The following is a 26,546-nucleotide window of genomic DNA, read 5'->3' as shown; positions in this document are numbered from 1 at the left end:
GCTAAACAATCAGTATCTAACTTTCAACTAAATTACACCTCCGAAGAAATTTTGAATCAGGCTTTGAAAAAGATTAAGGGTTGCGATTTAAAGGTAATTGTAACTTTAAATTATTATCTAAACCTCCAATTTCTTTAATTCCTTGTAATTTTTATTCAAACGTCTTAGTAGAATTCCGTAGATCACCCGGTAGAATAACCATATAATTCCCAGGAAAACTGCCAGTCCACCTAACATTATTCCAGCAAACATTAGCCATTGTAGCGGAGTAAAACTATATTTTTCAACATCTTCAACCACGGTATTAGTGGCATGATAATTCATAAAAAAGTAAGTATAAATAAGGGTAATTAGCGCAGTGGAAATTAAAATATAACCTATATAGTATTTTACAGTTTTTCTTGTTCGTAGAATATTTTTAATCAACTTCGCCACACTATCTGTAGAAGATATTCTTCGGTAGTTCTTATAAAAGCAATAGATAAAGAAAAAGGTTATTCCATAATTAATAGCATACGTTACTACGGTAAATTCTTTTAAATGAATACGTTCCATTTCGGCCCAGTATTCATGATCTGCCCAGAAAATAGTAATAAGTGCCCAGAATAGAAATTCAAGAATACTAATTACAAAAATCCATTTTACAATTGAAGATGAGCGCTTCAACAGCATCTTATAGATTTCATCGTAGGAAAGCTGGGGAATATTACCTTCCCGTTTTTTCCAGTCTTTTTTTAATAAATCCAGTCCATCCATTATTCTCTACGGATTTAAAATGTTTTTTAACTTAGTTTTTACCCTGTTCATCTTCACTCTTGCATTTACTTCAGTAATACCCAGGGTTTCAGAAATATCTCTATAATTTTTATCTTCGAGATATAAAAAAACGAGTGCTTTTTCAATATCGTTTAATTCCTGAATTGCCGAGTACATTACTTTTAATTGTTGCTCGGTCTCATCATCATATTCTTCGGCTTTAATTTTAAAATCTACAGTATCAAAATCCTGCGTTTTTATACTTCTTTTTTTCTTTCGGTATAAAGTGATGGCCGTATTTAAGGCAACCCTGTACATCCATGTACTAAATTTTGCTTCTCCCCTAAACTTGGGGTAAGCTTTCCACAGTTGAATAGTAATTTCCTGAAATAGGTCGTTGTGGGAATCCTGATCATTAGTATAAATACGACATATTTTATGCGCTATATTCTGGTGTTTCTCCAGGTTTTTTACAAACTGATGTTCTAGTTCTTTATCCACAATAATTGGTTAGCTCTTATATGTAGTATAACAGGCTGTAATGTTACAAAAAAGTATAAAGTATAGTTAATGCAGGCTTATTTTTTCAGCCAAAGCGGGAGAAAACTTAAATTTGAGTGCATAACTTCCATAAAAAGGGAGCGATCTAAATCTCGATTATCGAGTAAAACCAACCTTTATGAATATTCCAAGAACAAATTTACCTAGAGTCGTTATTATTGGTGGCGGTTTTGCTGGAATGGCAATGGTAAGAAAATTAATTGGCGAAGACGTTCAAACCGTTATTTTAGACCGTCATAACTATCATACTTTCCAGCCTTTATTATACCAGGTTTCTACCTCTGGTTTAGAACCAGATTCTATTGCATATCCTATGCGTAAAATTACACGTAATAGTAAAAAATGTCTTTTTAGAATGGCTGAGGTGAAATCTATAAATACCGAAAAAAGTTATATCGAAACTTCTATTGGCGATTTAATTTATGATTACCTGGTAATCGCTACCGGATCCAAGACTAATTTCTTCGGAAATAAAAGTATTGAGAAGAATGGAATGTGGATGAAAACCGTTCCGCAGGCATTGAATATTCGAAGTTTAATTCTTGAAAATTTAGAACAGGCTGTAATTACTGATGACCCTGAAAAACGAAAAGCACTACTTAACTTTGTTTTAGTAGGTGCGGGGCCAACCGGCGTAGAGCTTAGTGGCGCCATTGCAGAATTAAAGAATCATATTGTACCTAACGATTACCCCGATATAAACCCTAACGAAATGAATATTCATTTGCTGGAGGGATTAGATAGGGTTTTACCACCTATGAGCGAAAAAGCTTCTAAAAAAGCTCATGCTTTTTTGGAAGAGTTGGGAGTTAAGGTTCATTTAAATACCATGGTAGAGGAATATGATGGCCATTTAGTGACCACCAACACAGACCTCGCCCTAAAAACCGAAACTTTTATCTGGGCCGCAGGAGTAACCGGGGCACCGGTTAAAGGCCTAAAGGCAGAAGCCATGGTAGAAAAAGCCAATAGATATGAAGTGAATGCTTTTAACCAGATTAAAGGTTATGAGAATATTTTTGCAATTGGAGATATTGCGCTAATGCAAACTGAAGCCTATCCAAAAGGGCATCCCATGGTTGCTCAACCGGCAATTCAGCAGGGGAAACATTTGGCTAAAAATATTATGAATATCCTGGAAGGAAAACAACTGGAAGCGTTTAAATATAAAGATAAAGGAACTATGGCCACTGTAGGTAGAAACCGTGCGGTAGTAGATATAGAACAGGGTTCTTTCGGCGGATTTTTCGCCTGGTTTATCTGGATGTTTGTACACCTTTGGTTTCTAATTGGCTTTAGGAACCGGCTGGTAACTTTCTTTAACTGGCTGTATAACTATTGGAATTATGATAAAGCCGCGAGGCTAATTATCAGGCCATTTAAAGGTTATGAAAAGCAAATGAAAGTTGATAAAGAAGAGATATAAAAATTAAAAATGCAGTTAAGGTTTTTTCGCTTAACTGCATTTTTAAATTGTAATTATCTCATTTTCTTTATCTCCTTGTTATAATCTTCTGCAAGGCTGGTTTTTTGTTTCTCGGTTAAGGCTTTTCCGGCCATTTGAAAAACTTCCTGTTCTTCTTCATCAAGATGATGAGTTACCTTATGTTCAAGTTCTTTAGCGATTTTTAGCCAGTTAGAAGCGTCCATTTCAGTATCTTCTAATTCTTCTATTAATTCATCCATTTCGTGATGCTCGGCCACACTATGCCTGGCTTTTTCCTGTGTAAGATCTTTCTTGATCAACGGAATATAAAAATGCCTTTCTTCGGCATCGGCGTGAATTTTTAATTCGTGTTTTAACTGCTCAAAAATCTTTTTTCTTTCTTCGGTATCACCGTGGGTTTCTACCAATTTAGCCACAAGATCTCGTTGTATTTCATGTTCCTCGCGTAATGCTTCAAAAATATTCATAATTTAGTATGGGTTTTGTATCGAAATTATAGATTTATAAGTTAAGGAAAATATAATCAGGTGATTTCTTTATAGTTTAAATCGGTTCTAAAGAATAAATTACGGTTCAGTTTAAGTTTTCTACAATTCAGAAATTTTAATTAGTAAAGAAATTGGCTTTCTCGCATCTTAGCTCCTGTAAATAAAAATTGATGAAATTTTTTCTGAAAATATTAAAGATTAGTTTGGTGATAACCGCCCTGGTGGTTTTTCTTGAATTACTTTTTAGTGAATTTAATCTTGAAATTTTCCTGGAGTTGGAAACCTGGCTGCTATATTTTTCTTACAGTTTTATCCTCACCTTTATAAATGCTAGTTATTTCTGGTGGTTTGGAGCGAAAATTAGCTGGGAGAATGCAACCTTAAAAAAAGTACTTTTAGGCTCTTTGGGCTCTGTTATTTTAACCCTAATAGGTTTCTTTTTTTGTCGCTTATTGCATCACGTAGTTTATGATGGAGTCCCATTTCAGGAATTTTTGAGCAACGAAAGAATGTCTTTTTATCTTTTTCCTTTGCTTTTCACTACTATTATTTCCCTGTTTTTCCATCTTATTTATTTCTACAAAGCTTTACAGGAAAAGAAGATAAAGGAGCAAAAGATAATCGCCGGTACGGCTTCGGCTAAATTTGATGCGCTTAAAAATCAATTAGATCCGCATTTTTTATTTAATAGTTTAAATGTTTTAAGTGCTTTAATTGATGAAAACCCCGAGCAGGCACAAAAGTTTACCAGTGCGCTTTCTAAGGTTTATCGTTACGTTCTTGAACAAAAAAATAAGGAATTGGTTGATCTTGAAGAAGAATTAAAATTCGCCAAAACCTATATGGAATTGCTGAAAATGCGTTTTGAAGATGCTATTGTTTTTAATTTTCCTTCAAATTTAAAGAATCCCGAGGCAAAAGTTGTCCCGCTTTCGCTGCAGTTACTTTTAGAAAATACTATAAAGCACAATACTGTAAATTCTGAAAATCCATTAGAGATTAGCATTGTAGAAGAAGATAGAAATTTGGTGGTGAAAAATAATCTTCAGCCCAAAGCAATTCTCAAGCGAGGTAGTGGAGTAGGGCTTTCAAATATTAAACAGCGCTATCATTTGCTAACCGACAGGAAAGTGCAAATAGACAATTCAAATAACCTTTTCAGCGTAAAATTACCGCTGTTAACCAAAATTGTAAAAATGGAAGAAAAACCACCGGTGTTTGCCGAGCAGGATGCGTATTTGCGCGCAAAAAAACAAGTAAAAGCAGAACGTGAATTCTATGGTAATTTAACATCTTATTTAATTGTAATTCCTGTCTTGGGGTTATTCAATTACCTCACCTACAGCGGATTTATTTGGGCTATTTTTCCGGCAATAGGTTGGGGCATAGGAGTGTTTTTTCACGGCTTATCGGTTTTTAATTATAATCTTTTACTCGGAAAAAATTGGGAAGAGCGAAAAATTAAAGAATTAATGCAAAAAGATAAAATCAACTAATTATGGAAACTTCAGAAGATAAATATTTAAAAGCCCGGGAACGGGTTAAAGAATTACGGGAGTTCTACAATCATTTATTCTCCTATATTTTAGTGAATTTATTTTTAGCTGGAATTAATTACTATACGAATCAATGGGAATATCCCTGGTTTTTATGGGTTGTAGGCGGTTGGGGAATTGGTTTAGCCTTTGATGCTCTAAAAGCCTTTAGGTTAAACCCTATGTTTGATAAACGCTGGGAAGAACGTAAAATTAGGGAATATATGGAAAAGGAAGAAAAACAGCGTTGGGAGTAATGGAAATAGTAATTGTTGAAGACGAAAAACCTGCCGCACGCCGCTTACAGAGAATGCTGAAAAAGCTGAATTTGGAAGTAAATACTATGTTACACTCGGTAAAAGAAGGAATTGAATGGTTTAATAAAAATCCTGAACCCGATCTCGTTTTTCTTGATATTCAACTTAGTGATGGCATCTCCTTTGAAATATTTGACAAGGTGAAAATTAACAGCGCTGTTATTTTTACCACTGCTTACGATGAATATGCGCTAAAAGCTTTTAAACTGAATAGTGTAGATTACCTCCTGAAACCCATAGATGAAGAAGAATTGGAAAATGCAGTTAACAAGTTCAGGGAAAATTACCAGAAGAATAATTCCCAAATTGATTTTAATGCTTTTAGAAGAATTCTTGAAACCGGTGGCAAACCAGATTATAAAACGCGTTTTACCATTCAGGTTGGGCAGCATTTAAAAATTATTTCAACCAGCGAAATTTGTTGTTTTTATTCTGAAAATAAAGCGTCTTATCTTACAACAAGTTCCGGTAGAAATTATCCTGTAGATATTTCGCTTGAAAACCTGGAAAACGACCTAGATCCTGAAAAATTCTTCAGAATTAACCGTAAATCTATTGTGAATATTGATTGCATAGAAGATATTATTAGCTACACCAACAGCCGTTTAGAAGTTAAGTTGAATGCTTTTTCTGGGTTTCAATTAATTGTAAGTCGGGAGCGGGTTAAAGACTTTAAAAATTGGATTTCTTAGCCTTAGACTGTTAAAATAGAATATTTTAAAACCTTACGACTTATTTCTTCGTAAATATTGATGAAGACTGGATTTTAAACAACTTTGTTTTCTTCCGGTTTTCTATTTCTATTTTTTTGGTTGGTTATGTGAAGGTTTACTGTATAAGATATGGTGAACCTTCATTTTTTAATGATGGAGATTCAACTAAAATGTTTTGTTTTAAAATTAAGGTGCAGCTACAGTTCCTAAAACATATAGTTGTTCCATTGTTGGAGTTTCACTACCGCCCTCAGGCTCTAAGGTAATTCCAAAAGCTTCAGACTGGTTTGGGTTTTCCAGACTAAAAACTTTATTATCATCGGCTTCAAAATTTGCCAGTAAACCTAAACTGGTAGGAGTAAGAGGTTGCATGGTAAGTGACCAAACCTGGTAAACTTTTCCTCTGGGAGGTTCAGGTAGCTCTTTGGCATCTATATAAGCGGTATTCTCCTGGGTATTCCAATAAACGGATGCAAAGGCTTCAGGAGCTACCTGCTGACCTTTTAGCGGGATTCGCTGTACGTTTCTGTCCCTTATAACCGCAAGTAATTCTTCTGCTTTTTCAGCATCCTCACGGGCGTTAGCGATTTGTTCTTCCATTTGAACATTTCTGGCATTGGCAGCTTGTAAATCTTCTCTTAATTCGTTGGTGCGGTTAAAGAAAACAAATAAGCCGATAAGCAATAATAAACTTGCTGCCCAACCGGAATAGGTAATCCAGTTTATGCTTCTAACCGGAGTCGCTACCGGAGCGGTTCCCGTTGGTGATTTGCTTAACTTCTCTTTTATTGAAGAAATTAAATGTTCAGCATTATTTGGAGCCGTAGCAGCTGAAAGTGTAAGTAATGCTTTTTCAATTTCTTCAACTTCGGCTTTAACTTCAGGATATTCTTTTAGCACACGACTAACCTCTCTACTTTCTTTTTCAGAAAGTGCTCCATAAACATATAGTTCAAGAATTCCAGACGATATGTACTTTTGAATATCCATTACTTAATTACCATTGCTCTTAATTTATCTATACAAACGCGGTTTCTGGTTTTCACCGTGCCCAGTGGCATATCTAATTCTTCTGAAGTTTCTTTTTGAGTATAGCCTTTAAAAAATAAATAATCAATCAATTTTTTACAAACCGGTTTTAAAGCGTCTATGTATTTTTTAAGACCTATAGAATCCACAGCTTCAGAGAAATTAGTTTTAGCCTCTAATATATCTACGAAGTTATCGGTCTTAAGGTTTTGTTGGTCGTTTTTAAAATCTTTAGAGCGTATTTTATCTATAGAAGCATTTCGGGCAATATTAAGAATCCAGGTGAAAAACCGGCCTTTATCTGAATTGTAACTGGGTGCTTTGTCCCAGATTTTTAAAAACACATCCTGCAATACTTCTTCAGCAACTTTTTCGTCTCTAATTATGGTAAAAATAATTCCATAAGTACTTTCAGAATATAAATGGTAAATACGCTCAAAGGCACGTTCGTTACCCTTTTGAAGTTCTAAAATTAAAGCGTCTTGTTGCATAAATAGATAATGACTTGCCGGGTAAAAATATGATAAACTCCCGTGTAAAAAAATAAAAAGCGGCAATTTGCCGCTTTTTATTAATTCTTATGTGAAAAGATTTACATTTTTATTACTCCACATCCAACTCTGGTGCCTGCAGCTCCAGAAGGTTGAGAGGTGAAATCATCAACTCCGTCGTGAACTATTATTGCTTTTCCAACAATATTCTTGTTTTCATCGTCACAATCTATACACCATTCATCTGTAGTCATGCTCACAGTACCTTCTCCATTGGCATCAACTTCAAAGTTGCCTATATCGCCTTTGTGGTAGCCTTCAGCATCACCCCACTTACCATGTTTTTCGTTGGTTGGGTTCCAGTGGCCCCCGGCAGAAGTTCCATCTTCAGCAGAGCAGTCTGCTTTCTGGTGAATATGGATCGCGTGTTGACCCTCGGCTAAACCTGTGATGGTAGCTTCCATAGTAACTTCTCCATTTTCCTGGGTAAAAGTTACTTCACCACCTAAGTTGCTTCCGCTTTTAGGCTCTAGAGGTACAGTTATTTCTTTAACTTCTTCCTCGTCTTGCTGTGCTTCCATTTCAGAATTCATTTCTGTTTCGGCAGCGTTTTCAGCGTCATTGTCTTTTTTGTCGTTTTTACAGCCAATTATAAATAAAGAGGCGCAAAATACTAATGATAAACTTATTCTTTTCATAATCTATTGATTGGTTTTTAGATTAAACATTACTAAATTAAGCCTATCCCAAGGCCTGACCAAAGATTTAAGGATAGGTTAACAAACTCAGTTTTTCAGCATTCTAAATTAGTTTGGTAGTAATATTTGTTTCAGAAGTTAAACTTCTGTGTACCGGGCAACGATCGGCAATTTCCAAAAGTCTTTGTTTTTGCTTTTCATCTAAATCCCCAACGAGCTTAATTTCCCTTCTAAAAGTATCTATTTTTGAAGTTTTCTCTTCGCAGTTTTTGCAATCTGTACTATGTTCGCGGGAATAATGAACGTGGGTTTCAACGTCTTCTAAGGGCCAGTCTTTTCGTTTAGCATACATTTGAAGCGTCATAGAAGTACAGGAAGCCAGGCCAGAAGATAAGAACTGATATGGAGTAGGGCCGTAATCTTTACCGCCGGCTTTTATAGGTTCGTCTGCCAGGAAAGTATGGTTCCCGGCCTTCATTTGGGTGGTAAACCCATCTTCTGCTTCTAAGCCTGCTACCACATCAGCTTCCGATTCTGGTACTTCTTTCTTAGGAATGTCTAAATATCTTGAAGCCCAGGAAGCAATAACATTTCCGGCATAAGAGGCATCTTCTTTATTGGCAAGCAAATGTTGCGAACCGTCCAGGGAAATAAAACTTTTAGGATGCCGGGCAGCAATATAAAGTTCTTCGGCATTTTTAATACTTACAATTTTGTCCTGTGGCGAGTGCATTATTAACAGTGACTTTTTAAGCTCACCCAGGTAAGATTTTAATTCGTGTTTATCAATATCTTCAAGAAATTGCTTCTTTATTTTAAAAGGTCTACCGCCAATATTTACCTGTGCCTCACCGTTTTTCTCAATTTCCTCAACATTATTTTGTATTAAATGCTGAACATGAGCAGTAGTTGAAGGCGCTGCTATAGTGGTTACCGCTTTAACCGATTTTAATTCTTTTGCAGCGAATAAAACTGCTGCACCACCTAACGAATGTCCAATTAAAAGGCTGGGTGCTGTAAATTCTTCCTCTAAATAAGTTGCAGCAGCCAGAAGATCCTGAATATTTCCTGAAAAATTACTTTCTGAAAATTCTCCTTCGCTTTCTCCCAGTCCTGTAAAATCGAAACGTAATACTCCATAGCCGTTTCGGGCCAACGTTCTACTGATATTTTTAGCAGCAAAAAAGTTCTTATTACAGGTAAAACAATGGGCGAAGAGCACAAAATTATGAGGATCCTGGTTAAATGGAAGCTCTAAATATCCAGATAAATCGTCTCCATTTTTATTCTTAAAGTTTACTTTTTCCGTTTTCATCTATAAGTTTTTATTCAAGGTACAAATTGTTTGCAATGGCTAAAACAAAAAAGCTGATTGAAATTCAAAAAAATAGTTTTTTTGAATTTCAATCAGCTTTTAATAACAAGGAGTTTCTGCTTATTCCAGTTCCCTTATTTTAATATTTCGAAACCAAACTTTATCACTATGATCTTGTAAAGCAATGTGGCCTTCCCGATTTTTACCGAAATCTTCCCAGTCTTTAAACTTTGAGTTTTCTACCAATTTGCTCCATTCTTCCCCATGGACCGGGAACTCGTTTATTAAAGTTCCATTTAAACGTACAGAACCTTTATTGGTTTTATGGTTAATTCTAATTACGGTTTTATTCCATTCTCCCGCATTTTTGGTTTTATCTTCACTTGGCGGCATCATATCATAAAGTGCACCGGCTTGTCTAACCTCACCATTTTTTGCATCTGGATGCAGTTTATTATCCAATAACTGAATTTCGGGACCTGTTAAATATGGTTCAGAAAATTCTTCACTTTCCTGAACACCCCACATAATTCCGCTATTTCCTCCTTCTGAAATTTTCCATTCCAGGGAAAGTTCAAAATTAGTATAGGTTTTTTCTGAAATAAGATTCTCAGTACCTTCACGTTCTCCTTCAGCAGGGGTAAAAGCAAGCACGCCATCTTTTACCTGCCACTGGTTTGAAATTGAATCAGCGTTAAAGGCTTTCCAGCCATCAAGGTTTTGCCCGTTGAACAAGTTGGTGTAATTTTCCTCATCATTAGCCATTGCCGTAGTATCGTTCGCTGCATCAGCTTCATAGGCCTCTTTTGCTTCCTGGTCTTCTCTATCTGATTTATTATCAGATTTACAGGCGGTGGCCATAATTGTAGCCGTTACTAGAATTAAACTTACTTTTTTCATTTTATATAATTAGTTGATTCCTAAGATTCGTTTTAATTTCTTTTCGTCAATTTCGCTTCCTGCAAAATCATCAAATTTCTTTTGAGTAGCTTCAATAATATGACTTTGAATAAAAGGAGCTCCCTCGCGAGCACCCTGGTCTGGAGATTTAATACAGCACTCCCATTCCAAAACCGCCCAAACATCGCAACCATATTCGGTTAATTTTGAAAAAATGGTTTTAAAATCTACCTGGCCATCTCCGGGATGTCTATATCTTCCCGCTCTGTCTATCCAGTCACCATAACCTCCAAAAGAACCTTTTTTCCCCGTAGGGTTAAATTCAGCATCTTTTACATGAAACATTTTTATGAATTCGTGGTAATGGTCTATATATGAAATATAATCTAATTGTTGCAGCACAAAATGGCTGGGATCATACAATAAATTAACCCGTTTGTGATTATTGGTTGCTTCAAGAAAGCGTTCAAAAGTAACTCCGTCGTGAAGGTCTTCTCCTGGGTGAACTTCATAACAAACATCTACGTTTTGTTCATCAAATTCATTTAAAATAGGTAGCCAGCGTTTTGCAAGTTCCTTGAATCCCATTTCTACCAAACCTTCCGGTCTTTGCGGCCAGGGATGAGCGGTATGCCAAAGCAAAGACCCGCTAAATGTACCGTGCACATCAAGACCAAAATTACGGCTTGCGCGAGCTGCACTTTTCATTTGTTCTACGGCCCATTCGGTTCTGGCCTTTGGATTGCCTTTAACTTCTTTTGGAGCAAAATTATCAAACATAGTATCGTACGCCGAATGTACTGCCACGAGTTGTCCCTGTAAATGGGTACAAAGCTCTGTGATTTCCAGTCCGTAAGATTCTACTTTTCCTTTAATCTCGTCGCAATAATCTTTGCTTTCTCCAGCTTTGGTTAAATCTATCAAAGCTGATTCCCAGGTTGGGATTTGTATTCCTTTATATCCTAAATCTGCCGCCCATTCGCATAAACCATCCAAACTATTGAAAGGCTTTTCTGTATCCATAAATTGGGCTAAATAAACCGCAGGTCCTTTTACTGTTTTCATCTCATTAATTTTTTATGCGTCTATTTTTATCCAAACATTTCCTTTAGAGTGAGACTCTACTACTTTTTCAATAAAGTTCATACCACGTATACCATCTTTCATAGTAGGAAATTCAGCAGGGTGATATTTTTCACCATTAATGGCGCGAGCAACTCCTTTATAAATATTTCCCATAGAATCAAAAATACCTTCTGGATGTCCCGGAGGTAGTTTTGTACCGTCTAAAGACAGGGCAGAATTGTATTCGTGCCCCGGTTTTAAAACCTTCATAGGTTGCCCTTCTTCTAATTTGTAAAGGTAATTTGGGTTTTCCTGTTCCCATTTTAAACCGGCTTTTTTTCCATAAATCTTAACCGCAAAGTTATTTTCTTCCCCGGTAGCGATCTGGCTTGATCTAAGCACTCCTTTTACAAATTCTGAAAAACGAAGAAGCACTGTGCCGTCAACATCCATCTTATTGTCAGAATATACATAGTTCAGATCGGCTAAAAGCTCTTTTACTTCCAGGCCTGTTACATATTCAATCATATCAAAAGCGTGGGTGCCAATATCGCCAATACAACAACTTATTCCACCTTTTTCGGGATCAAGGCGCCAAATACTGTTTCTTTGTTCTTTATCGTGTATAATTGAATTTATCCAACCCTGATAATATTGCACATCAATTTTTTGAACTTCTCCAATCTCTCCGGCAGCAATCATTTCTTTCATTTGCCTAATCATTGGGTAACCGGTATAGGTATAGGTTACCGCAAAAACCGTTTTAGATTTGGTAAGTGTCTCTTCAAGTATTTTTGCTTCTTGGTAAGTGGTGGTCATTGGCTTTTCACAGATTACGTGAAAACCGTTTTCCAGCAGCTGTTTTGCCATTGGAAAATGTAAAAAATTTGGGGTAAGAATAGAAACAGCCTTTATTCGCTCTTCTTCGGGCAGTTTGGCTTCTTCTGCAATTAAATGGTCCAGGTCTTTATAAACCCTATCGGTACCAATGCCAAGTTCTCTAGCAAATTCCTGACTTTCTTTTAATTCTGGATTAAAAACCCCGCCTACAAATTCAAATTTATCGTACATAGAAGAAGCTACCCGGTGTAAAACTCCTATAAGGGAATCTCCACCGCCGCCTAATACTCCTAATTTTATTTTTTTACCCATATTTCAGTAATTTTTTGATTGGTTATATTTCAATATCTTTTTTGGCTATTTTTTCATCTTTAAAGAAAATAGCAAATAATATAAGAACTACAAAAGCAAATGCCGCGGGGAAGATCCAAATTTGTTCCCAATTATGGCTGCCATCGGCGTTCAAATACATGTCGCTAACCTGCCCCGCTACCCAGAAACCAATAAGCATCCCCACACCATAGGTGGCTAAAGTAATTAAGCCCTGAGCGGCACTTTTAATTTTTGGCCCCGCTTTGGAGTCGGTATATATTTGTCCCGAAACAAAGAAAAAGTCATAGCAAATTCCGTGAAGGCCAATTCCTATTATTAACATAAAAGCAAGTTCCCCGGTATCACCATAGGCAAACAGCAAATATCTAACCGTCCAAGCTAACATTCCTGCCAGGATGGTAATCTTAAATCCGAATTTTTTAAAGAAATAAGGAATAAGTAGAAGAAACAAAGCTTCTGATACCTGACCTATAGACATTTTTGCTGTAGGATCTTCCATTCCAATTTCAGAAAGAAAAGGATTGGCATTTTGGTAATAAAAAGCCAGTGGAATAGAAATTAGAATTGAGGAAATAAAGAAAATAAGGAAGTTCTTGCCTTTAAGTAGGCCAATTGCTTCCAGTCCTAAAATATCGGAAATTGAAACTTTTTCTCCTTTGCTGCTCGGTGGAGTTTTAGGTAGACTAAAACTGAATAAGCCTAACATAGCAGAAGCTATTGCAGCCATTAAAAAGGTATATCGAAGCATTCCTTCTGCACGACCCTCGGCAGAATCCCATGCAAAAACGAGACTTATTATTAACCCTGAAATTATCCATCCTATGGTTCCAAATACTCGAATACTTGAAAATTGTTTAGAAGGATCTGACATTTGATAAAAAGAAATGGAATTTACTAAAGCCAGGGTAGGCATATAAATAATCATATACCCTAAAACATAAGGATAAAAATTGCTAAAATCTTCTGCCTGAAACATCATATAAAGCAATAAGGCACCAACAAGATGAAGTACCCCAAGGATGCGTTCGGCATTAAAAAAACGGTCGGCAATTAGCCCAATAATAAAGGGAGCTACAATTGCTCCCCAGGATTGAGTAGAAAAAGCCATAGCCGTTTGTGCACCTGTGGCTTCTAAATTTTGTGGTAAAAAAGTACCTAAAGTTACAAACCACCCTCCCCAAATAAAGAATTCGAGGAACATCATGGTTGATAGCTGGAATCTGGTTAAACTTTTCATTATCTTTTGTAGCTTCTCTTAGTTATTGTTGCTGTTTAATTTGCTCCCAACTTCTATTAAAAGTTCTTTAGTGGCTTTTATACCTTCCTCAGGAGATAAATTCTCTCCTTCATATTCTACTCCAATGAAACCGGTGTATCCTGCATCCTGAACAATTTTTAAGATTCTCTCATAATCAAGGCTGGTTTCTTCCCCTTCGTCATTAAAATCGTAAGATTTGGCGCTCACAGCTTTTGCATGAGGCATCATTTCTTCTATTCCCTGGTACTTTGGATATTCCTCTACACATTTTGCTTCCCAACGTTCACCGCCCTGTCTTTTAAGGCAAAAATTACCAAAATCTGGAAGGGTACCGCAGTTTTCCATATTTACATCTTCAATTACTTCTACAAGAAGTGCCGCGTTAGAAGAAAGATATCCGTGATTTTCTACTAAAACATTCACATTTTTTCCTGCTGCATATTCGCTAAGCGCTTTTAAGCCTTTGGCAGCTGAAGCTTTCCATTCTTCCGGTTCTTCACTACCAAAAAGATTAACTCTTATAGAGTGGGCGCCTAAAAAATTAGCGGCATCAACCCATTTTTTATGATTTTCTACGGCTTTTTCACGTTCAGCCTGGTTAGGGCTGGCTAATTCGCCTTCACCGTCTACCATAATTAGAACGTTCTCTACATCAAATTCTTCGCTCTTTGCCTTTAAAGTATCCAGCACTTTTTGCATTGCTTCTTCAGGATTATTGGCTTCACTAATGCGCTGGCCGTAAAAGCTACTAACATATTCAATGCCTTCAAATCCCATTTCGTTCGCTTTTTCAGCAAAATCTATTGGATCTAATTCTCCGGCAAAAATTGGCTTATTAAGAGACCATTGTGCAAGAGAAAGTTTAAAAAATGGTTCAGCATTTTCTTCGGTTTTAACTTCAGCGGTTGCTGCGTTGTCTTTTTCAGCTTTTTGATCTTTACAGGAAAAAATTCCGAAGGAGATAAAAAGGAATAATAAATAATAAGAAAGTTTGGTTGGTCTTAGGTTCATAAAATAGGTTTAAGGGTTATTAGAATGTGATTTTACTGATAATTTAAAATCTTAAAAGTATACTTTTTTTTAAAGAAGCAAAATTATAACCATAAATTTATATATTTGAAGGCATTCGATTAACTAAATTATTAATTAACTACAAGACAGTGAGCAATTATTATGAAAAAAACACTTATGATGCAATAGTCGTAGGTACAGGAATTAGCGGTGGTTGGGCCGCCAAAGAGCTTAGTGAAAAAGGATTTAAAACCCTTGTGCTTGAACGTGGACGTATGGTAAAACATATTGAAGATTATCCAACAATGAACGATGATCCCTGGGATTATAAGTTTAAAGGACAATTAACACGCGAAGAAGAAAAACGTCAGCAAAAACAAGCACGTACCGGTTATACTACTAATAAAGCCAGCGCACATTGGTTTGTAGACGATATTAAACACCCTTATAATGAAGTAAAAAGATTTGACTGGATGCGTGGGTATCACGTGGGAGGAAGATCTATTATGTGGGGACGTCACAGCTACCGCTTGAGTGATTTAGATTTTACCGCAAATAAAGAAGATGGCCACGGTGTAGACTGGCCAATTCGCTATAAAGATATTGCACCCTGGTATGATTATGTTGAATCATATATTGGCGTGAGTGGTGAAAACCTTGGGTTAAGCCAATTACCCGATGGGAAATTTCTTCCGCAAATGCCGCTAAACTGCGTTGAAGATCACCTTAAAAAAAGTATGGCCGACAATTTTAGCGACGGCCGTGTGCTAACCGCAGGTAGGGTTGCGCATATTACTGGTGATAAAGAATTTGAAGGTAGGTCTAGTTGCCAATTTAGAAACCGTTGTATTAGAGGTTGTCCTTACGGCGCTTACTTTAGCAGTAACTCTTCTACATTACCGGCGGCAGAACGAACTGGCAATATGACTTTAAGACCTAATTCTGTAGTAAAACAGGTTGTTTACGATCCTGAAACCAAACTGGCTACAGGGGTAAAAGTTATAGATACCGAAACTAAGGAGGAAATAGAGTTTAAAGCCAATGTTATTTTCCTTTGCGCTTCTGCCATTGCATCTACAAGCATTCTAATGCAGTCAAAATCTGATAGGTTTGAGAATGGTTTGGGGAATGATAGTGGAGAACTGGGGCATAATGTAATGGACCACCATTTTAAAGCCGGAGCATCTGGTAAATATGATGGTTTTGAAGACCAATATTATAAAGGAAGAAAACCTAACGGAATTTATTTGCCCCGTTTTAGAAATATTAATGGAAGCGATAACCTTGGATTTACCCGTGGTTATGGTTACCAGGGTGGTGCAAGTCGTGGAGACTGGAGTGAAGGCATTGCTGAAGCTTCTTACGGCAAAGAATTAAAAGAAGCCATTGTGAAGCCGGGTGGCTGGACCATGGGCTTAATGGGCTTTGGGGAAACCTTACCTTACCACGAAAATAAAATGAGCCTGGATTATGATAAAACCGATGAATGGGGCTTGCCAACAGTAACTTTTGATGCAGAGTTCAAAGAAAATGAACTTAAAATGAGAGAAGATATGGTAGGCCAAGCAATAGAGATGTTGGAAAAAGGCGGATTTGAAGATGTACAGGGTTATGATGATATTGGCGCACCGGGACTTGGAATTCACGAAATGGGAACTGCCAGAATGGGAAGAGATCCTAAAACTTCGGTTTTAAACGGAAACAATCAGGTACACGCCGTTCCTAATGTATATGTTACCGATGGTTCTTTTATGACTTCTGCTGGTTGTCAAAACCCATCATTAACTTATATGGCAATGACTGCAAGGGCTGCAGACCACGCTTCTAAAAATTTTAAAAAATCATCTAACGCTTAATTATTAGGATTATGAATAGAAGACAGGCATTAAGAAACATAGGACTTGGAGCGGGGGCTATAATTGTAGGTCCAACTACTTTAAACCTTTTGCAAAGCTGTAAAAATGACCCTTCTTATAACTGGGAGCCCACTTTTTTAAGTGCTTCTAACGGATTTGCGTTAAAACAGATTTTAGAAGTTATAATTCCAAAAACTGATACTCCTGGTGCTAATGATTTAAACATAGCCGAATTCATAGATTCTTATATGGAAGAGGTTGCTCACCAGGACAGGCAGGAGAAATTCAAACAATCTGCTGATGCTTTTTCCAGGGCGTTTAAAAATGAATTTGATAAAGATGCAGGAGAAGGTAGTGCTGAAGAATATGAGCAAATTGTAGCAAAATATCTTAGAGCAACTCCGGCAGAAAGAGATGAAATAGCCAAACGAAATACAGAAACCCAGGATCCGCAGGATAAAGATCAAAAAATAACTTTAGATGCTGATGCAGGTACTTTAGCTTATTTAGAAGAAGTAAGAAGTATGGGAATATGGGCTTATAAAACCAGTGAACAAATTGGTGAAGAAGTAATGTGGTACGATCCAATTCCCGGGGAATATATTCCTTGTGGTTCAGTAGATGAACTGGGAGGTGGAAAAGCTATGTCGCTTTAGTTTTTAAAGAGTACAGTGAATAAATATCAAACCTCACAGATTTTAAAAACCTGTGAGGTTTTTTTAGTATTAAATGCACCAAGACTTGTTTTGAAGACACAATATGTTTTCCCACAACTGCCAGCCGCGCAGTTTAATTCAGGTTTTTGCCGTATTAAAAGAAAGTCTAAAAAGTACTATTTTCGTTAAGCTACCCCGAATCTTTGGAATTGTATCAGCTTCTAACGTGGTTTGATTATCAATTATCTTAGATCCTGAAACAAGTTCAGGATGATAAATTTCAAGAGGATAAGAGATAGTATTCTATTCTAGTATTGGAAAATATATTTCAGCTTCCCATAAAGATTCATCTCCACCCATTTGCGGATTATCTTTAAATATTTCCAGGATATTTTCGCTTTTAACCTCAATATTATTTTTTTCAGCATAATCAAGTAAATGAAACCAGGCATTATGCGAAAACATATAATTCCCGTGAAAACTCGCTTTTAAAGCTTTTTCTGAAGTAATTTTTTGAATATCAATTAATAAATCTTTAGGATAGGTTTGCATTTTTGCGATTGGGAAACAAAAACTGAAATTGATATTTTTAGTCTGTTTATTCCAGGAATTAATGAGAATTCTAGGCCTGCCCAGGGTTTCTAAATCGTTCTCCAGGATATAATTAGAAAGTATATCTATAGTCTTCATCATTTCAAAGGCTTTTTGATCTACTTTACTGTTGGTGGTAATACAGGCACAGGTGTTCTCAGGAATAACACTTTTTCCTTCAAGTTGAACGGTATATAATGCTCTATTGGTAGATAAAGCTTTTTTAAAATAGGCAATTTCAGCTTTCATTTCTTTCTGAAATTTGTTTTGACCTATCAGCAAGAAGAAGCGATCTTTAAAAGAATTATTTTTATTGCTTACCTTAACCTTTACCTCACTTATTGAATCGTTTTTGGGTTTAATAATCCAAGTGAGTTCATAACTTTCTGCATTCAATTCCGTTTCCTGAATTACCTTGGAAAAATCAGATTTAATTTCAGAATTATTGATTTCCATTTTATCAAAAATTGGAGAATCTACCCTATAAACTATTTCACCTGGAAGCGCTTTTGCTTCAAATTTTATAGCGTAATCATTATTTTTAATCGTAAAATACCAAAGCAAAAAAAGCACAGGTAGACCAATAAGAAACAGTAGCCAGTATTTTTTTGACATTAAATTAGTATGTAAGAGGTTGTATGTTGAGGTTTTCTACTACGTGGTTGCCAAGATTTCTTCCCTGTACAATCCCATTTTCTACAGCAGAGCGGTAATGAATTCCGCCATATAATCTACTTATAGCGGCTTCGTTGGCTGCGTGAGAAAAGGAATTAAACGATCTTATTGGTAATCCGTATTTTACCTCGGTGTCATCTTCAAAATTGAATTCTTCACCAAAAATACGGGTAAGAACAATAGAAGCCGCCCCCGAAACTACTGAATGCCCACTAGAATATTCAGGAAAGGGTGGCGTTTGCAGTACAGGTTTCCAATTCTCGTCTATATGCTTATTAATTAAAGTTTCAGGCCTTACCAGGTTACTTCTGTATTTTTCGTCCCAACAACTTATAAACCCGTCGGCCAAAGCGATAGCAGTTGTGGTATAGGCATATGAACTTTGTGCGAAGTCTAACTCTGCCTTTTTAGAAGCAATTTTGCAAATTCCCATCCAGTGTCCGCCAGGAGTGATTTTCTTAGTCGCAAACATAAGATGACCGCGTTGGGTAGACACATAAGGATTGCAATCCCAAAATTGAGCAATTTTCATTTCTTCGGCTTCATCTCCTTTTTTCTCCATTTCGTTTTTAATCTCGTAGACTTCAACGAGCTCTTCGTAAAAAGCGGTTCCTTTTTTTAATGAAAACTCGGGATGAGGTAAAGGTTTAAATTGGGAAGCAGAATCTAATGTAAAAGGTCTAATTTTTGGCCAGTGAGGCTCAATACCATCCATATAAGATGGAGGGGTAGGCTGCCAACGGGCGGGATCGTCACTATACACCGAGTATTTGGGCATAGTGCGGGTTTCTTTATAATTATCTTTATCTATCCAGGAGGAAAGATGCTGAGCAACCGCCAGGCCATAATCTTTTGAGGAATTAAACTCATCTTTATTCGTTTTTTCCCATTCTGAGTAAAGACTGTCACGGTAAGTGGTAAGTAAGTCTTCAGAAAAAATTAATTTTTTTCCAATTTCAATTTTTGCCACAAGCGCGGCGAGTTTATAATTGATATTTGCAGTAGAATCTACACTAGGAATAGGTTCCAGCTCTTCAAATTTTGAAGTGAGATCTATTAAATCTTTATTTTCCTGCCGCATAATTTGATAAGCAGCCAGGTTGGAGTAAGCATAAATTCGGCTGGCTACAGGTGGTGAAAAAATATCGTGCACCATAATATCGGTAATTTTATCTACCGTTTGGTGATAATTTTCGGCTGTAACTACAATAGGTTTTTCTTCCTGGGAACAGGAAGTTAAAATTAATGTGCTTATAAAAAAATAAAGATATTTTTTCATTTAATTGTTCAATTTATAAAATTGTGGTTTACCATTGTTCAGGCTTAGCATAAGATAATCTTTTCCCTTAAAATTAATTAAATCAAGGCTTCTTACACTCTTTTGGGTAAGATTTAATCCCAACTCAACTCCTTCTAAAACCTCACCATTTTTCGTGATTATATTTCCCGCTAATGCATCAAATCTTCCGTGGTAGGGTGTTATTCCAAAATAATTGCCGGCAACCAGTACTTCTTCCTGATTATCTTTATTAAAATCGGCTTTTAAAAATGCTAAAATAGGCGCTACCTGTAATGCACTTTCAAAGGGCTTAAAAATATACTTTCCTTCCTGATTTAGCAAATATCCCGACGCCATTGTATGCACTTTCAGTAATTTAGCTTCTTCCAGGCTTTCTTTTTCAAAAACTTCTTCAATAGTTTTCCCGGCAAAATCTTTATACTGGGGGAACTTCTTTCGTAAATAGGAAAGCTGGCCTACCAGTTCATCTAGCCCGTTTGCGGGATAATATTTTTGATTTTTAGCATAAGCTAGAATTGTTTCTGTACTACCATTTTTGTCGAAATCTGAATAAAACATTTTTAGCGGAAATTCTGCCGAAGCCGGGAATTTAGTATTCAGGCCCCAGTTTCCGAGTAAATAATCCATTTTTCCATCGTTATTTATATCAAACGGAATAATTGTTTGCCATAAACCATTTAGTTTTTGACCAAAAATTTCTTTTGAAACATTCTCTAAATTTCCATTATTATTTCTGAAAAATTGCGGAGACATCCATTCTCCAATAACAATTAGATCTTCCTGACCATCCTGGTCAAAATCTGTCCAAATCGCATCGCTAACCATTCCTATTTTTTCAAGCTCTGAATTTTCCTGGATGCGGAAATTACCATTTTCATTAATGAGTAGGTAGGAAGAGGGGATCTTGCCAAAATCGTTTGATACTGCAGCGCCACCCACAAAAATATCCAGGTCGCCATCGCCGTCAATATCGCCTAATTTTGCAACTGAAGTGTTTTCGAAAAATTGCGGTAATTTTTTAGCTTTTAATTCGCTGTTTTCAAACCAATATAATTTATCTAAAAGGGCATCTGCTTCTCCGTAAAATTCTCCACCACCTGAAGTGACAAAAAGTTCATTCTTATTATCCTGGTTGAGATCTTCAATAATGGCTGATGTATTTTCGGTTTTTTCATCATTTTTCAACAATTCAAAATCCTGCTTTTTAAAAATGTTTTCCTGCTGAAAATAAATTTCTGCAGGTTCAAATTTTGAATTTCCGAAGAAGATATCATCCAGGCCGTTGCCATTTAAATCGCCAACGGCAACCGCGGGGCCCCGGTCAGAAATTTGATAAGGAATCAATTTTTGCCTGTCAAAATCGGTATACCTGTTTTCTCTATGGTTAAAGGTAATTCCCGGTAGAGAATCTACCTTTTTAAACCATGGCTTTGGCGCAAGAAAAAGTTTTTTATAATCAATAGCATCACGCTTTTGGTTTGGACTTATTACCAAATGCTGATTTAAATCCAGTTTTTCCTTTTTTTGGTAAGTATTGTCTGGCCAGATAATAAGTAGCGAATCTAACTTTTCTTTCTTCGGAAATCCAAAATGAATAATGGGTTCTGAAGAAGACTGAAACCCCCTGGAATTATAAAGCTGCCGCGTTTGCATTTTTCCTTCCTGCCAGGTAATTGCTTTGGTGCCAATGCCAAAGGTGTTTTGAGTATCTAGCTTAAAAGATATTTTTAAATAATTTGAAGTTGAGTCTGCCCGGTTTTCATAAATGCTCGCATTTGCATTAATATTATTGCTTACTATATCCAAATCCCCGTCATTGTCCAGATCGGCATAGGCGAGGCCCGTAGAAATAACCGAATCTCGAGCCATCCATTTCCCCGATTGGTCTTTAAAATTTAGGCTGTTAGAACCTTTAAAAACGTAATTATGCACCTTTCCTGAAGGCATCATTTCTAAAGCTTCATTATCTACTAAACGCGTATTATTTATTTTTTTCTGGATCTGGTTGCTGGAAACGTATTTTATATAATCTAAATCATTTGGACGTTTGGGTATCCCGGTAGCTATATAAAGATCCTGAAAGCCATCCTGGTTAAAATCGGCAAATAGGGGAGCCCAACTCCAATCTGTGGCAGCTACACCGCTTAAAAGACCGGTTTCCTGAAAATATTCCCCCTGCTGATTTATTTGCAGCATATTTCGGGTGTACTGGTAGTGATAGCCTAATTCTTCGGTCTTTAATTTATCTAAATCGCGTGGGTCGTCTCCTACAGAGGCTTTTAAAACCTTTTCATCCTGGGGAAGCATATCCAGGGTAAGAATATCTATAAATCCATCATTATTTACATCGGCGGCGTCATTTCCCATAGAAAACCGACTAACATGCCCAAATTTAGATTTTAGCGTTTCGGTAAAAGTACCGTCTCCATTATTCAAATAATAATAATCATCTTCGTGAAAATCGTTACTCACGTAGATATCTGTGAAACCGTCATTATTAAAATCGGCAGTTGCGAGTCCGAGTCCGTAACCATTAGCGCCACCATAAATCCCGGCTTCTTCGCTAACGTCCACAAATTTTCCATTATCATTTCTTAAAAGTTTATCACCGCTTTCAGCAATACGTTTATTTCTAATATCTGCCGGGCCGTAAGTATTCACCGTGTGAACAGCGTGATTAAGCAGATACATATCCAGATCGCCATCATTATCAAAATCGAAAAAAGCAGCTGTAGAAGAATAATTTTGAAAATCCAGCCCGAATTCTTCAGCTTTTTCAGAAAATGTGCCGTCACCATTATTGATGAATAATTCGTTTTTCCCGTTTAAACCGTTTATTCCAGAGACTGCACAAACATAGATATCTAACAAACCATTACCGTTAACATCGGCCATAACAACTCCTGTATTCCAATTAGACGTGCCTGAAACTCCTGCCTTTTCGGTAATATCTTCAAACTGCAAGTTTCCTTTATTAAGAAAAAGTTTATTTTTTACCTGATTTCCGGTTAGGTAAATATCTGGTAAACCATCCTTATTTATATCGCCCACAGCAACGCCGCCGCCATTATAGAAATACAAATAATCTAAAATATTTAGCGCATTTGTTTCGGTAAGATCGTTGCTAAAATTTAGGCCTGTGGTTTCTGCCGGCAGGTTTTCAAAAAGAAAATCTTCCGAAGTTTTTTCTTTCTCACAGGAAGTGAGAAAGATGAATAAAAATACCAGGCTAAAGAGCTTTCTCATCAAACTTAAAGATTTTTGGTTCCTGATTATTTATGGCTACCAGAATAAGAATTTCTCCATTTTTATTTGATATTTTCCTGATGTGTTTCACTTCACCTTCAACTAAAAATCCTGCTTTCTCTGAAGAAATAATTTCCATCTCACCATTCCCACTCACCTTTAGGAGAAGCCCTTTACTTGCATCCAAACGCCCAAATTGGGGTTTTAAGTTGAAATTGTTTCCGGCGAGTAAAAAATAACTATTTCCATTTTTGGTAGTTAGATGTTCAATAGCGTGAATACTCGATAACTGCGCCTCGGTTGGAAGTTCTTTAAACTCATAATTACCTTCAGCATTATTTAAAGCAAGAAAACTTTTAAAAGTGGTTATCTCTTTTACAATGGAATTTTCTACAATTTTTTCTGAAAAAAGTTCCTGAATTGACTTCGTAGCATATTCTGAAAATTTAAGATTCTGCTTTTTTATTGCTGAAATTTGCCCTGCCAGTTCTCTTCTTAAATGAATTGGGATATCTCTACCATCAATATTTCTGGTAAAAATTTGTTCTATAGTGCCATTACTATCAAAATCGTTGATATAAACTTTAACCGGATTTTCGGCTGAAGTTTGATAGAACGAGTTGGTACCGCGATTTCCTAAAATAAAATCAGGATTTTCATCTCCATTTATATCTGAAACCGACAAACTTGTCCAGGCTCCGGAAAATTCGTTCAGATTATTATCTGCCAGGTTAAAAGAATTTCCGTTGTTTTGAAGAATTTTAGGCGCCATCCAGTCGCCGGTTAAAATTAGGTCTTTTTTCCCATCAGCATTTGTATCTTCCCAGGTGGCATCGGTAATCATTCCCAGGTCGTTAAGTATATAAGCTTTAGCATCGGTTACATCTTTAAAACTGCCTTTTCCGTCATTTTCTAATAGCTGATGTTTGGGGTTAATTCCAAAAATTCCCGGAACGCTTCTCTTTCCTATAAACAAATCTATGTCACCATCATTATCAAAATCATATGGCGCGATCACTGAAGTATTTTGTGCAGAATTAGGTAGTTCATATTCTGAAGCGCTAAAACTCCCATTTCCCTGATTTATATAAATTCTATCGCGAAATACTTCTTTATCTACATTTGCTTCATTCCCGCCTGAACCTACTATCAGGTCTGGTTTATTATCGCCATTTACATCAGCAAAAACTGCATAGGTATCTTCAAAACTTGAATTTGAGGTAAAAATTTCAAGATTTCTTTCGCTAAAGCTTCCAGAATTATTCTGTAGATAAAGAACTCCGGCCTGGCCTTTTGCGCCTCCTAAATAAAATTCATCATTTCCATCACCATTTATGTCGCTTACAGCTAATGCCGGGCCTTCACGCGATAACATTTTTGGTATTAGACCTTCGTAATCGTAATCTATATAATTATTCTCTTTGTGGTTTTGAAGTTTTGTATTTATTTCAGTAAAAATTGGTTGCGTTTGTTTTTTTTGTGAATCAAAAGTTGAATTCGCCTCTGTTTGACTCAGTTCCAAAGTGGTATTGATCGTGGGTTTTTTAATAACTTGTGTAGCTTTGTTGGGCCAGATAATTTGGAGAGAATCGATTTTTTTAGTTTTTCCCAGGCCAAATGTTAGACTGTAATCTATTGAAGATTGAAAACCTCGCGTAGGAATTAATTCTTGAGAAAGCACCTGGTTATCAAGATAGAGTAGGGCTTTGCTACCAATTGCAAAAGTGTTTTTTCCCTCCCCTTTTAGATTCAATTTCAGGTAATTATTTTCTAATTGTTCTGAAGTTTTGTTTTTATAAATAAATACCTCCTGATTTACGTTATTGACAACAAGGTCTAGATCACCATCATTATCCAGATCGGCGTAAGCGGAACCGTTAGAGAAGCTGGGTTCATTTAGGCCCCAATCTTTAGTTTTATTATCAAATGTTAGGTCTTGATTATTCTGAAATGCATAATTAGGAATAGGATTGCTAGGCATTTCACTAAGAATGGAGTCAAATTCTTTTTTCTTACCGGTAAGAACCATTTCCTGAAGAATATCGTTGGCAAAGAAATCCATAAAATCCTGGTTAGTGAGATCGTGGTAGATGCCGTTACTCACATAAATATCTTTGAAACCGTCATTATCCATATCAAAAATTAGGGCGCCCCAACTCCAGTCTGTTTGTGCAACACCACTTTGAAATGCGATTTCAGAGAAGGAATTTTCACCCGTATTGAGCTGTAGAGTATTTTGCATAAATTGGTGATAGAAATCCCTACTTTCTTTGAGTTTATAGATATCATATCGTTCAAAATCTGAAGTCTCTTTAAGGCGTTTATCGCTTTCCGGAAGCATATCGGTAACAAAGATCTCAGGACGCGCATCGTTGTTTATGTCGGCCATATCTGCGCCCATCGAAGAAAGACTTAAATGGGAAACACGGTTTTTAATATCTTCAGTAAAAGTACCATCACCATTATTGATATAAAGATAATCGCGTTCATAAAAGTCGTTAGAAATATAAAGATCCGGGAGTTGATCGTTGTTTACATCACCTACCGTAACTCCAAGTCCAAAACCTATTAAGCTTCCGTAAATTCCTGCTTCTTCGCTAACATCGGTGAATTTCCCATCATCGTTGCGTAGTAACTTATCACCCCCGCCCTTAAAAATTTCTGGTAAATCCCAATCTTCACTTCTTAGATCACGTTTGTTATTAAAACTTAGGCTGGAAACCGGGATAAAGCTGTTATTAAGAATATATACGTCAAGATCACCGTCCCCGTCATAATCAAAGAAAGCGGCGTGAGTGGTAAATCCATTTTCATCTAAATTATAGGAAGCGGCGTCTTCAGTAAAAGTAAGATCCCCATTATTGAGAAAAAGTTCATTTTTACGATCTGCACCTTCAATATTTCCGGCATTGCTCACATAGATATCTAGGAGTCCGTCGTAATTAATATCTACCATACTTACACCGGTACTCCAGTTTTTTGTTCCTACCGTTCCTGAGCTTTTTGTAATATCTTCAAATTTAAAATCGCCTTTATTTAAATAGAGTTTATTTTTACCAAGATTTGAGGTTAAATAAATATCAGGTAGACCGTCGTTATTGATGTCGCCCATACCTACACCCGCACCATTATAGAAATTTCTATATCGAAAAATGTTGAAATCTTTAGTATTGGTTATTTTGTTTTCAAAATTGATTCCCGTTTCAGCAGATGACATTTTGGAGAATAATGCATCCTTATTTTCTTTTTCCGCAAGCATTTCATTTTCTGTTTTATCATTAGCACAAGCCATAAAAAACAGCATAATAAAGATTGAACCAAAAATTGAAGATGATAAATGAGAAGTGATTTTCATTGAGAAAAACAGGTTAGAAGGGAGGCTATTTTAATTGGCAATTTAAACAAAATTTAAGAAGAATTTAGGAGTCTAAAAGAAAAGAGACTAAAAATGCAAATGCATTGATA

General features: G+C 36.4%; 22 protein-coding genes. 6 read left to right on the top strand and 16 right to left on the bottom strand.

Annotated elements, in window-relative coordinates:
* Positions 1-117: 117 nt before the first annotated feature.
* Both J0871_RS14470 and J0871_RS14465 read right to left on the bottom strand, forming a co-directional pair.
* Entirely contained in the window at positions 118-756 is a 639-nt protein-coding gene (locus tag J0871_RS14470; RefSeq protein ID WP_208225976.1) for a hypothetical protein, read from the bottom strand.
* 6 nt (positions 757-762) lie between these two features.
* Positions 763-1,257: a sigma-70 family RNA polymerase sigma factor gene (locus tag J0871_RS14465; RefSeq protein WP_075327291.1), complete on the bottom strand. Its 495-nt coding sequence runs from the start codon at positions 1,255-1,257 to the stop codon at positions 763-765.
* 178 nt (positions 1,258-1,435) lie between these two features.
* On the opposite strand from J0871_RS14465, the gene J0871_RS14460 reads away from it, so the two are divergent.
* Positions 1,436-2,743 (top strand): NAD(P)/FAD-dependent oxidoreductase, encoded by a 1,308-nt coding sequence (locus tag J0871_RS14460; protein WP_208225975.1) that lies wholly within the window; start codon positions 1,436-1,438, stop codon positions 2,741-2,743.
* 53 nt (positions 2,744-2,796) lie between these two features.
* Here J0871_RS14460 and J0871_RS14455 read toward each other — a convergent pair whose 3' ends face one another.
* Positions 2,797-3,231: a hemerythrin domain-containing protein gene (locus J0871_RS14455; RefSeq protein WP_208225974.1), complete on the bottom strand. Its 435-nt coding sequence runs from the start codon at positions 3,229-3,231 to the stop codon at positions 2,797-2,799.
* A 191-nt stretch (positions 3,232-3,422) separates the two neighbouring features.
* On the opposite strand from J0871_RS14455, the gene J0871_RS14450 reads away from it, so the two are divergent.
* From J0871_RS14450 to J0871_RS14440, 3 genes are read left to right on the top strand one after another with little or no spacing between them, the layout of a single operon-like run.
* On the top strand, positions 3,423-4,748 hold the full coding sequence (locus J0871_RS14450; RefSeq protein ID WP_208225973.1) for a 2TM domain-containing protein: 1,326 nt from the start codon (positions 3,423-3,425) through the stop codon (positions 4,746-4,748).
* Positions 4,749-4,750: 2 nt separating this feature from the next.
* Positions 4,751-5,044, top strand: a complete 294-nt coding sequence (locus tag J0871_RS14445) for a 2TM domain-containing protein (RefSeq protein ID WP_075327287.1) — start codon at positions 4,751-4,753, stop codon at positions 5,042-5,044.
* Positions 5,044-5,796, top strand: coding sequence for a LytTR family DNA-binding domain-containing protein (locus tag J0871_RS14440; protein WP_208225972.1), 753 nt, complete (start codon positions 5,044-5,046; stop codon positions 5,794-5,796). The genes J0871_RS14445 and J0871_RS14440 overlap by 1 nt, the downstream gene beginning before the upstream one ends.
* Before the next feature lie 207 nt (positions 5,797-6,003).
* Here the strand turns inward: J0871_RS14440 and J0871_RS14435 are convergent, their stop codons facing one another.
* The 9 genes from J0871_RS14435 to J0871_RS14395 all read right to left on the bottom strand — a co-directional run bounded on the left by J0871_RS14435 (position 6,004) and on the right by J0871_RS14395 (position 14,757).
* Entirely contained in the window at positions 6,004-6,807 is an 804-nt protein-coding gene (locus J0871_RS14435; RefSeq protein WP_208225971.1) for an anti-sigma factor, read from the bottom strand.
* Positions 6,807-7,337 carry a sigma-70 family RNA polymerase sigma factor gene (locus tag J0871_RS14430; RefSeq protein ID WP_075327284.1) on the bottom strand — a complete coding sequence of 177 codons (531 nt, stop codon included), beginning with the start codon at positions 7,335-7,337 and terminating at the stop codon, positions 6,807-6,809. Before J0871_RS14430 ends, J0871_RS14435 begins: the two co-directional genes overlap by 1 nt.
* A gap of 101 nt (positions 7,338-7,438) precedes the next feature.
* Positions 7,439-8,035: a superoxide dismutase family protein gene (locus tag J0871_RS14425; RefSeq protein WP_075327283.1), complete on the bottom strand. Its 597-nt coding sequence runs from the start codon at positions 8,033-8,035 to the stop codon at positions 7,439-7,441.
* A gap of 103 nt (positions 8,036-8,138) precedes the next feature.
* Positions 8,139-9,350 carry a bifunctional alpha/beta hydrolase/OsmC family protein gene (locus J0871_RS14420; RefSeq protein WP_208225970.1) on the bottom strand — a complete coding sequence of 404 codons (1,212 nt, stop codon included), beginning with the start codon at positions 9,348-9,350 and terminating at the stop codon, positions 8,139-8,141.
* Positions 9,351-9,470: 120 nt separating this feature from the next.
* Positions 9,471-10,250: a DUF1080 domain-containing protein gene (locus tag J0871_RS14415; RefSeq protein ID WP_208225969.1), complete on the bottom strand. Its 780-nt coding sequence runs from the start codon at positions 10,248-10,250 to the stop codon at positions 9,471-9,473.
* A gap of 9 nt (positions 10,251-10,259) precedes the next feature.
* Positions 10,260-11,315 carry a sugar phosphate isomerase/epimerase gene (locus J0871_RS14410; protein WP_208225968.1) on the bottom strand — a complete coding sequence of 352 codons (1,056 nt, stop codon included), beginning with the start codon at positions 11,313-11,315 and terminating at the stop codon, positions 10,260-10,262.
* A gap of 12 nt (positions 11,316-11,327) precedes the next feature.
* The gene (locus J0871_RS14405) at positions 11,328-12,467 is read right to left on the bottom strand and encodes a Gfo/Idh/MocA family oxidoreductase (RefSeq protein ID WP_208225967.1); all 1,140 of its coding nucleotides are present in this window, start codon (positions 12,465-12,467) and stop codon (positions 11,328-11,330) included.
* A gap of 22 nt (positions 12,468-12,489) precedes the next feature.
* On the bottom strand, positions 12,490-13,725 hold the full coding sequence (locus J0871_RS14400) for a nucleoside permease (protein ID WP_208225966.1): 1,236 nt from the start codon (positions 13,723-13,725) through the stop codon (positions 12,490-12,492).
* Positions 13,726-13,743: 18 nt separating this feature from the next.
* The gene (locus tag J0871_RS14395) at positions 13,744-14,757 is read right to left on the bottom strand and encodes a sugar phosphate isomerase/epimerase family protein (protein WP_208225965.1); all 1,014 of its coding nucleotides are present in this window, start codon (positions 14,755-14,757) and stop codon (positions 13,744-13,746) included.
* A 149-nt stretch (positions 14,758-14,906) separates the two neighbouring features.
* Here J0871_RS14395 and J0871_RS14390 point away from each other — a divergent pair, with 149 nt between their 5' ends.
* Positions 14,907-16,613: a GMC family oxidoreductase gene (locus tag J0871_RS14390; protein WP_208225964.1), complete on the top strand. Its 1,707-nt coding sequence runs from the start codon at positions 14,907-14,909 to the stop codon at positions 16,611-16,613.
* Positions 16,614-16,624: 11 nt separating this feature from the next.
* Positions 16,625-17,269 carry a gluconate 2-dehydrogenase subunit 3 family protein gene (locus tag J0871_RS14385; RefSeq protein WP_208225963.1) on the top strand — a complete coding sequence of 215 codons (645 nt, stop codon included), beginning with the start codon at positions 16,625-16,627 and terminating at the stop codon, positions 17,267-17,269.
* A 303-nt stretch (positions 17,270-17,572) separates the two neighbouring features.
* On the opposite strand, the gene J0871_RS14380 is transcribed toward J0871_RS14385, so the two are convergent.
* Genes J0871_RS14380 through J0871_RS14365 form a run of 4 tightly spaced genes read right to left on the bottom strand, consistent with a single transcriptional unit; the run spans position 17,573 to position 26,436 of the window.
* Entirely contained in the window at positions 17,573-18,475 is a 903-nt protein-coding gene (locus J0871_RS14380) for a hypothetical protein (protein ID WP_208225962.1), read from the bottom strand.
* Between the two features lie 4 nt (positions 18,476-18,479).
* Positions 18,480-19,814: a vanadium-dependent haloperoxidase gene (locus J0871_RS14375; RefSeq protein ID WP_208225961.1), complete on the bottom strand. Its 1,335-nt coding sequence runs from the start codon at positions 19,812-19,814 to the stop codon at positions 18,480-18,482.
* Positions 19,815-23,081, bottom strand: coding sequence for a VCBS repeat-containing protein (locus J0871_RS14370; RefSeq protein WP_208225960.1), 3,267 nt, complete (start codon positions 23,079-23,081; stop codon positions 19,815-19,817).
* Positions 23,065-26,436 (bottom strand): VCBS repeat-containing protein, encoded by a 3,372-nt coding sequence (locus tag J0871_RS14365; RefSeq protein ID WP_208225959.1) that lies wholly within the window; start codon positions 26,434-26,436, stop codon positions 23,065-23,067. The genes J0871_RS14370 and J0871_RS14365 overlap by 17 nt, the downstream gene beginning before the upstream one ends.
* Between the last annotated feature and the right edge of the window lie 110 nt (positions 26,437-26,546).

The sequence above is a fragment of the Salegentibacter sp. BDJ18 genome, from assembly GCF_017579965.1.
Classification (GTDB): domain Bacteria; phylum Bacteroidota; class Bacteroidia; order Flavobacteriales; family Flavobacteriaceae; genus Salegentibacter.
The sequence above is the reverse complement of the archived record's forward strand: the minus strand, read 5'-3'. Positions and strand labels throughout refer to the sequence as shown.

Excerpts from the sequence above, each read along its gene's own strand:
- J0871_RS14470 (WP_208225976.1), bottom strand. The coding sequence starts at position 756 with ATGGATGGACTGGATTTATTAAAAAAAGACTGGAAAAAACGGGAAGGT.
- J0871_RS14460 (WP_208225975.1), top strand. The coding sequence starts at position 1,436 with ATGAATATTCCAAGAACAAATTTACCTAGAGTCGTTATTATTGGTGGC.
- J0871_RS14455 (WP_208225974.1), bottom strand. The coding sequence starts at position 3,231 with ATGAATATTTTTGAAGCATTACGCGAGGAACATGAAATACAACGAGAT.
- J0871_RS14450 (WP_208225973.1), top strand. The coding sequence starts at position 3,423 with ATGAAATTTTTTCTGAAAATATTAAAGATTAGTTTGGTGATAACCGCC.
- J0871_RS14445 (WP_075327287.1), top strand. The coding sequence starts at position 4,751 with ATGGAAACTTCAGAAGATAAATATTTAAAAGCCCGGGAACGGGTTAAA.
- J0871_RS14440 (WP_208225972.1), top strand. The coding sequence starts at position 5,044 with ATGGAAATAGTAATTGTTGAAGACGAAAAACCTGCCGCACGCCGCTTA.
- J0871_RS14435 (WP_208225971.1), bottom strand. The coding sequence starts at position 6,807 with ATGGATATTCAAAAGTACATATCGTCTGGAATTCTTGAACTATATGTT.
- J0871_RS14430 (WP_075327284.1), bottom strand. The coding sequence starts at position 7,337 with ATGCAACAAGACGCTTTAATTTTAGAACTTCAAAAGGGTAACGAACGT.
- J0871_RS14425 (WP_075327283.1), bottom strand. The coding sequence starts at position 8,035 with ATGAAAAGAATAAGTTTATCATTAGTATTTTGCGCCTCTTTATTTATA.
- J0871_RS14420 (WP_208225970.1), bottom strand. The coding sequence starts at position 9,350 with ATGAAAACGGAAAAAGTAAACTTTAAGAATAAAAATGGAGACGATTTA.
- J0871_RS14415 (WP_208225969.1), bottom strand. The coding sequence starts at position 10,250 with ATGAAAAAAGTAAGTTTAATTCTAGTAACGGCTACAATTATGGCCACC.
- J0871_RS14410 (WP_208225968.1), bottom strand. The coding sequence starts at position 11,315 with ATGAAAACAGTAAAAGGACCTGCGGTTTATTTAGCCCAATTTATGGAT.
- J0871_RS14405 (WP_208225967.1), bottom strand. The coding sequence starts at position 12,467 with ATGGGTAAAAAAATAAAATTAGGAGTATTAGGCGGCGGTGGAGATTCC.
- J0871_RS14400 (WP_208225966.1), bottom strand. The coding sequence starts at position 13,725 with ATGAAAAGTTTAACCAGATTCCAGCTATCAACCATGATGTTCCTCGAA.
- J0871_RS14395 (WP_208225965.1), bottom strand. The coding sequence starts at position 14,757 with ATGAACCTAAGACCAACCAAACTTTCTTATTATTTATTATTCCTTTTT.
- J0871_RS14385 (WP_208225963.1), top strand. The coding sequence starts at position 16,625 with ATGAATAGAAGACAGGCATTAAGAAACATAGGACTTGGAGCGGGGGCT.
- J0871_RS14380 (WP_208225962.1), bottom strand. The coding sequence starts at position 18,475 with ATGTCAAAAAAATACTGGCTACTGTTTCTTATTGGTCTACCTGTGCTT.
- J0871_RS14375 (WP_208225961.1), bottom strand. The coding sequence starts at position 19,814 with ATGAAAAAATATCTTTATTTTTTTATAAGCACATTAATTTTAACTTCC.
- J0871_RS14370 (WP_208225960.1), bottom strand. The coding sequence starts at position 23,081 with ATGAGAAAGCTCTTTAGCCTGGTATTTTTATTCATCTTTCTCACTTCC.
- J0871_RS14365 (WP_208225959.1), bottom strand. The coding sequence starts at position 26,436 with ATGAAAATCACTTCTCATTTATCATCTTCAATTTTTGGTTCAATCTTT.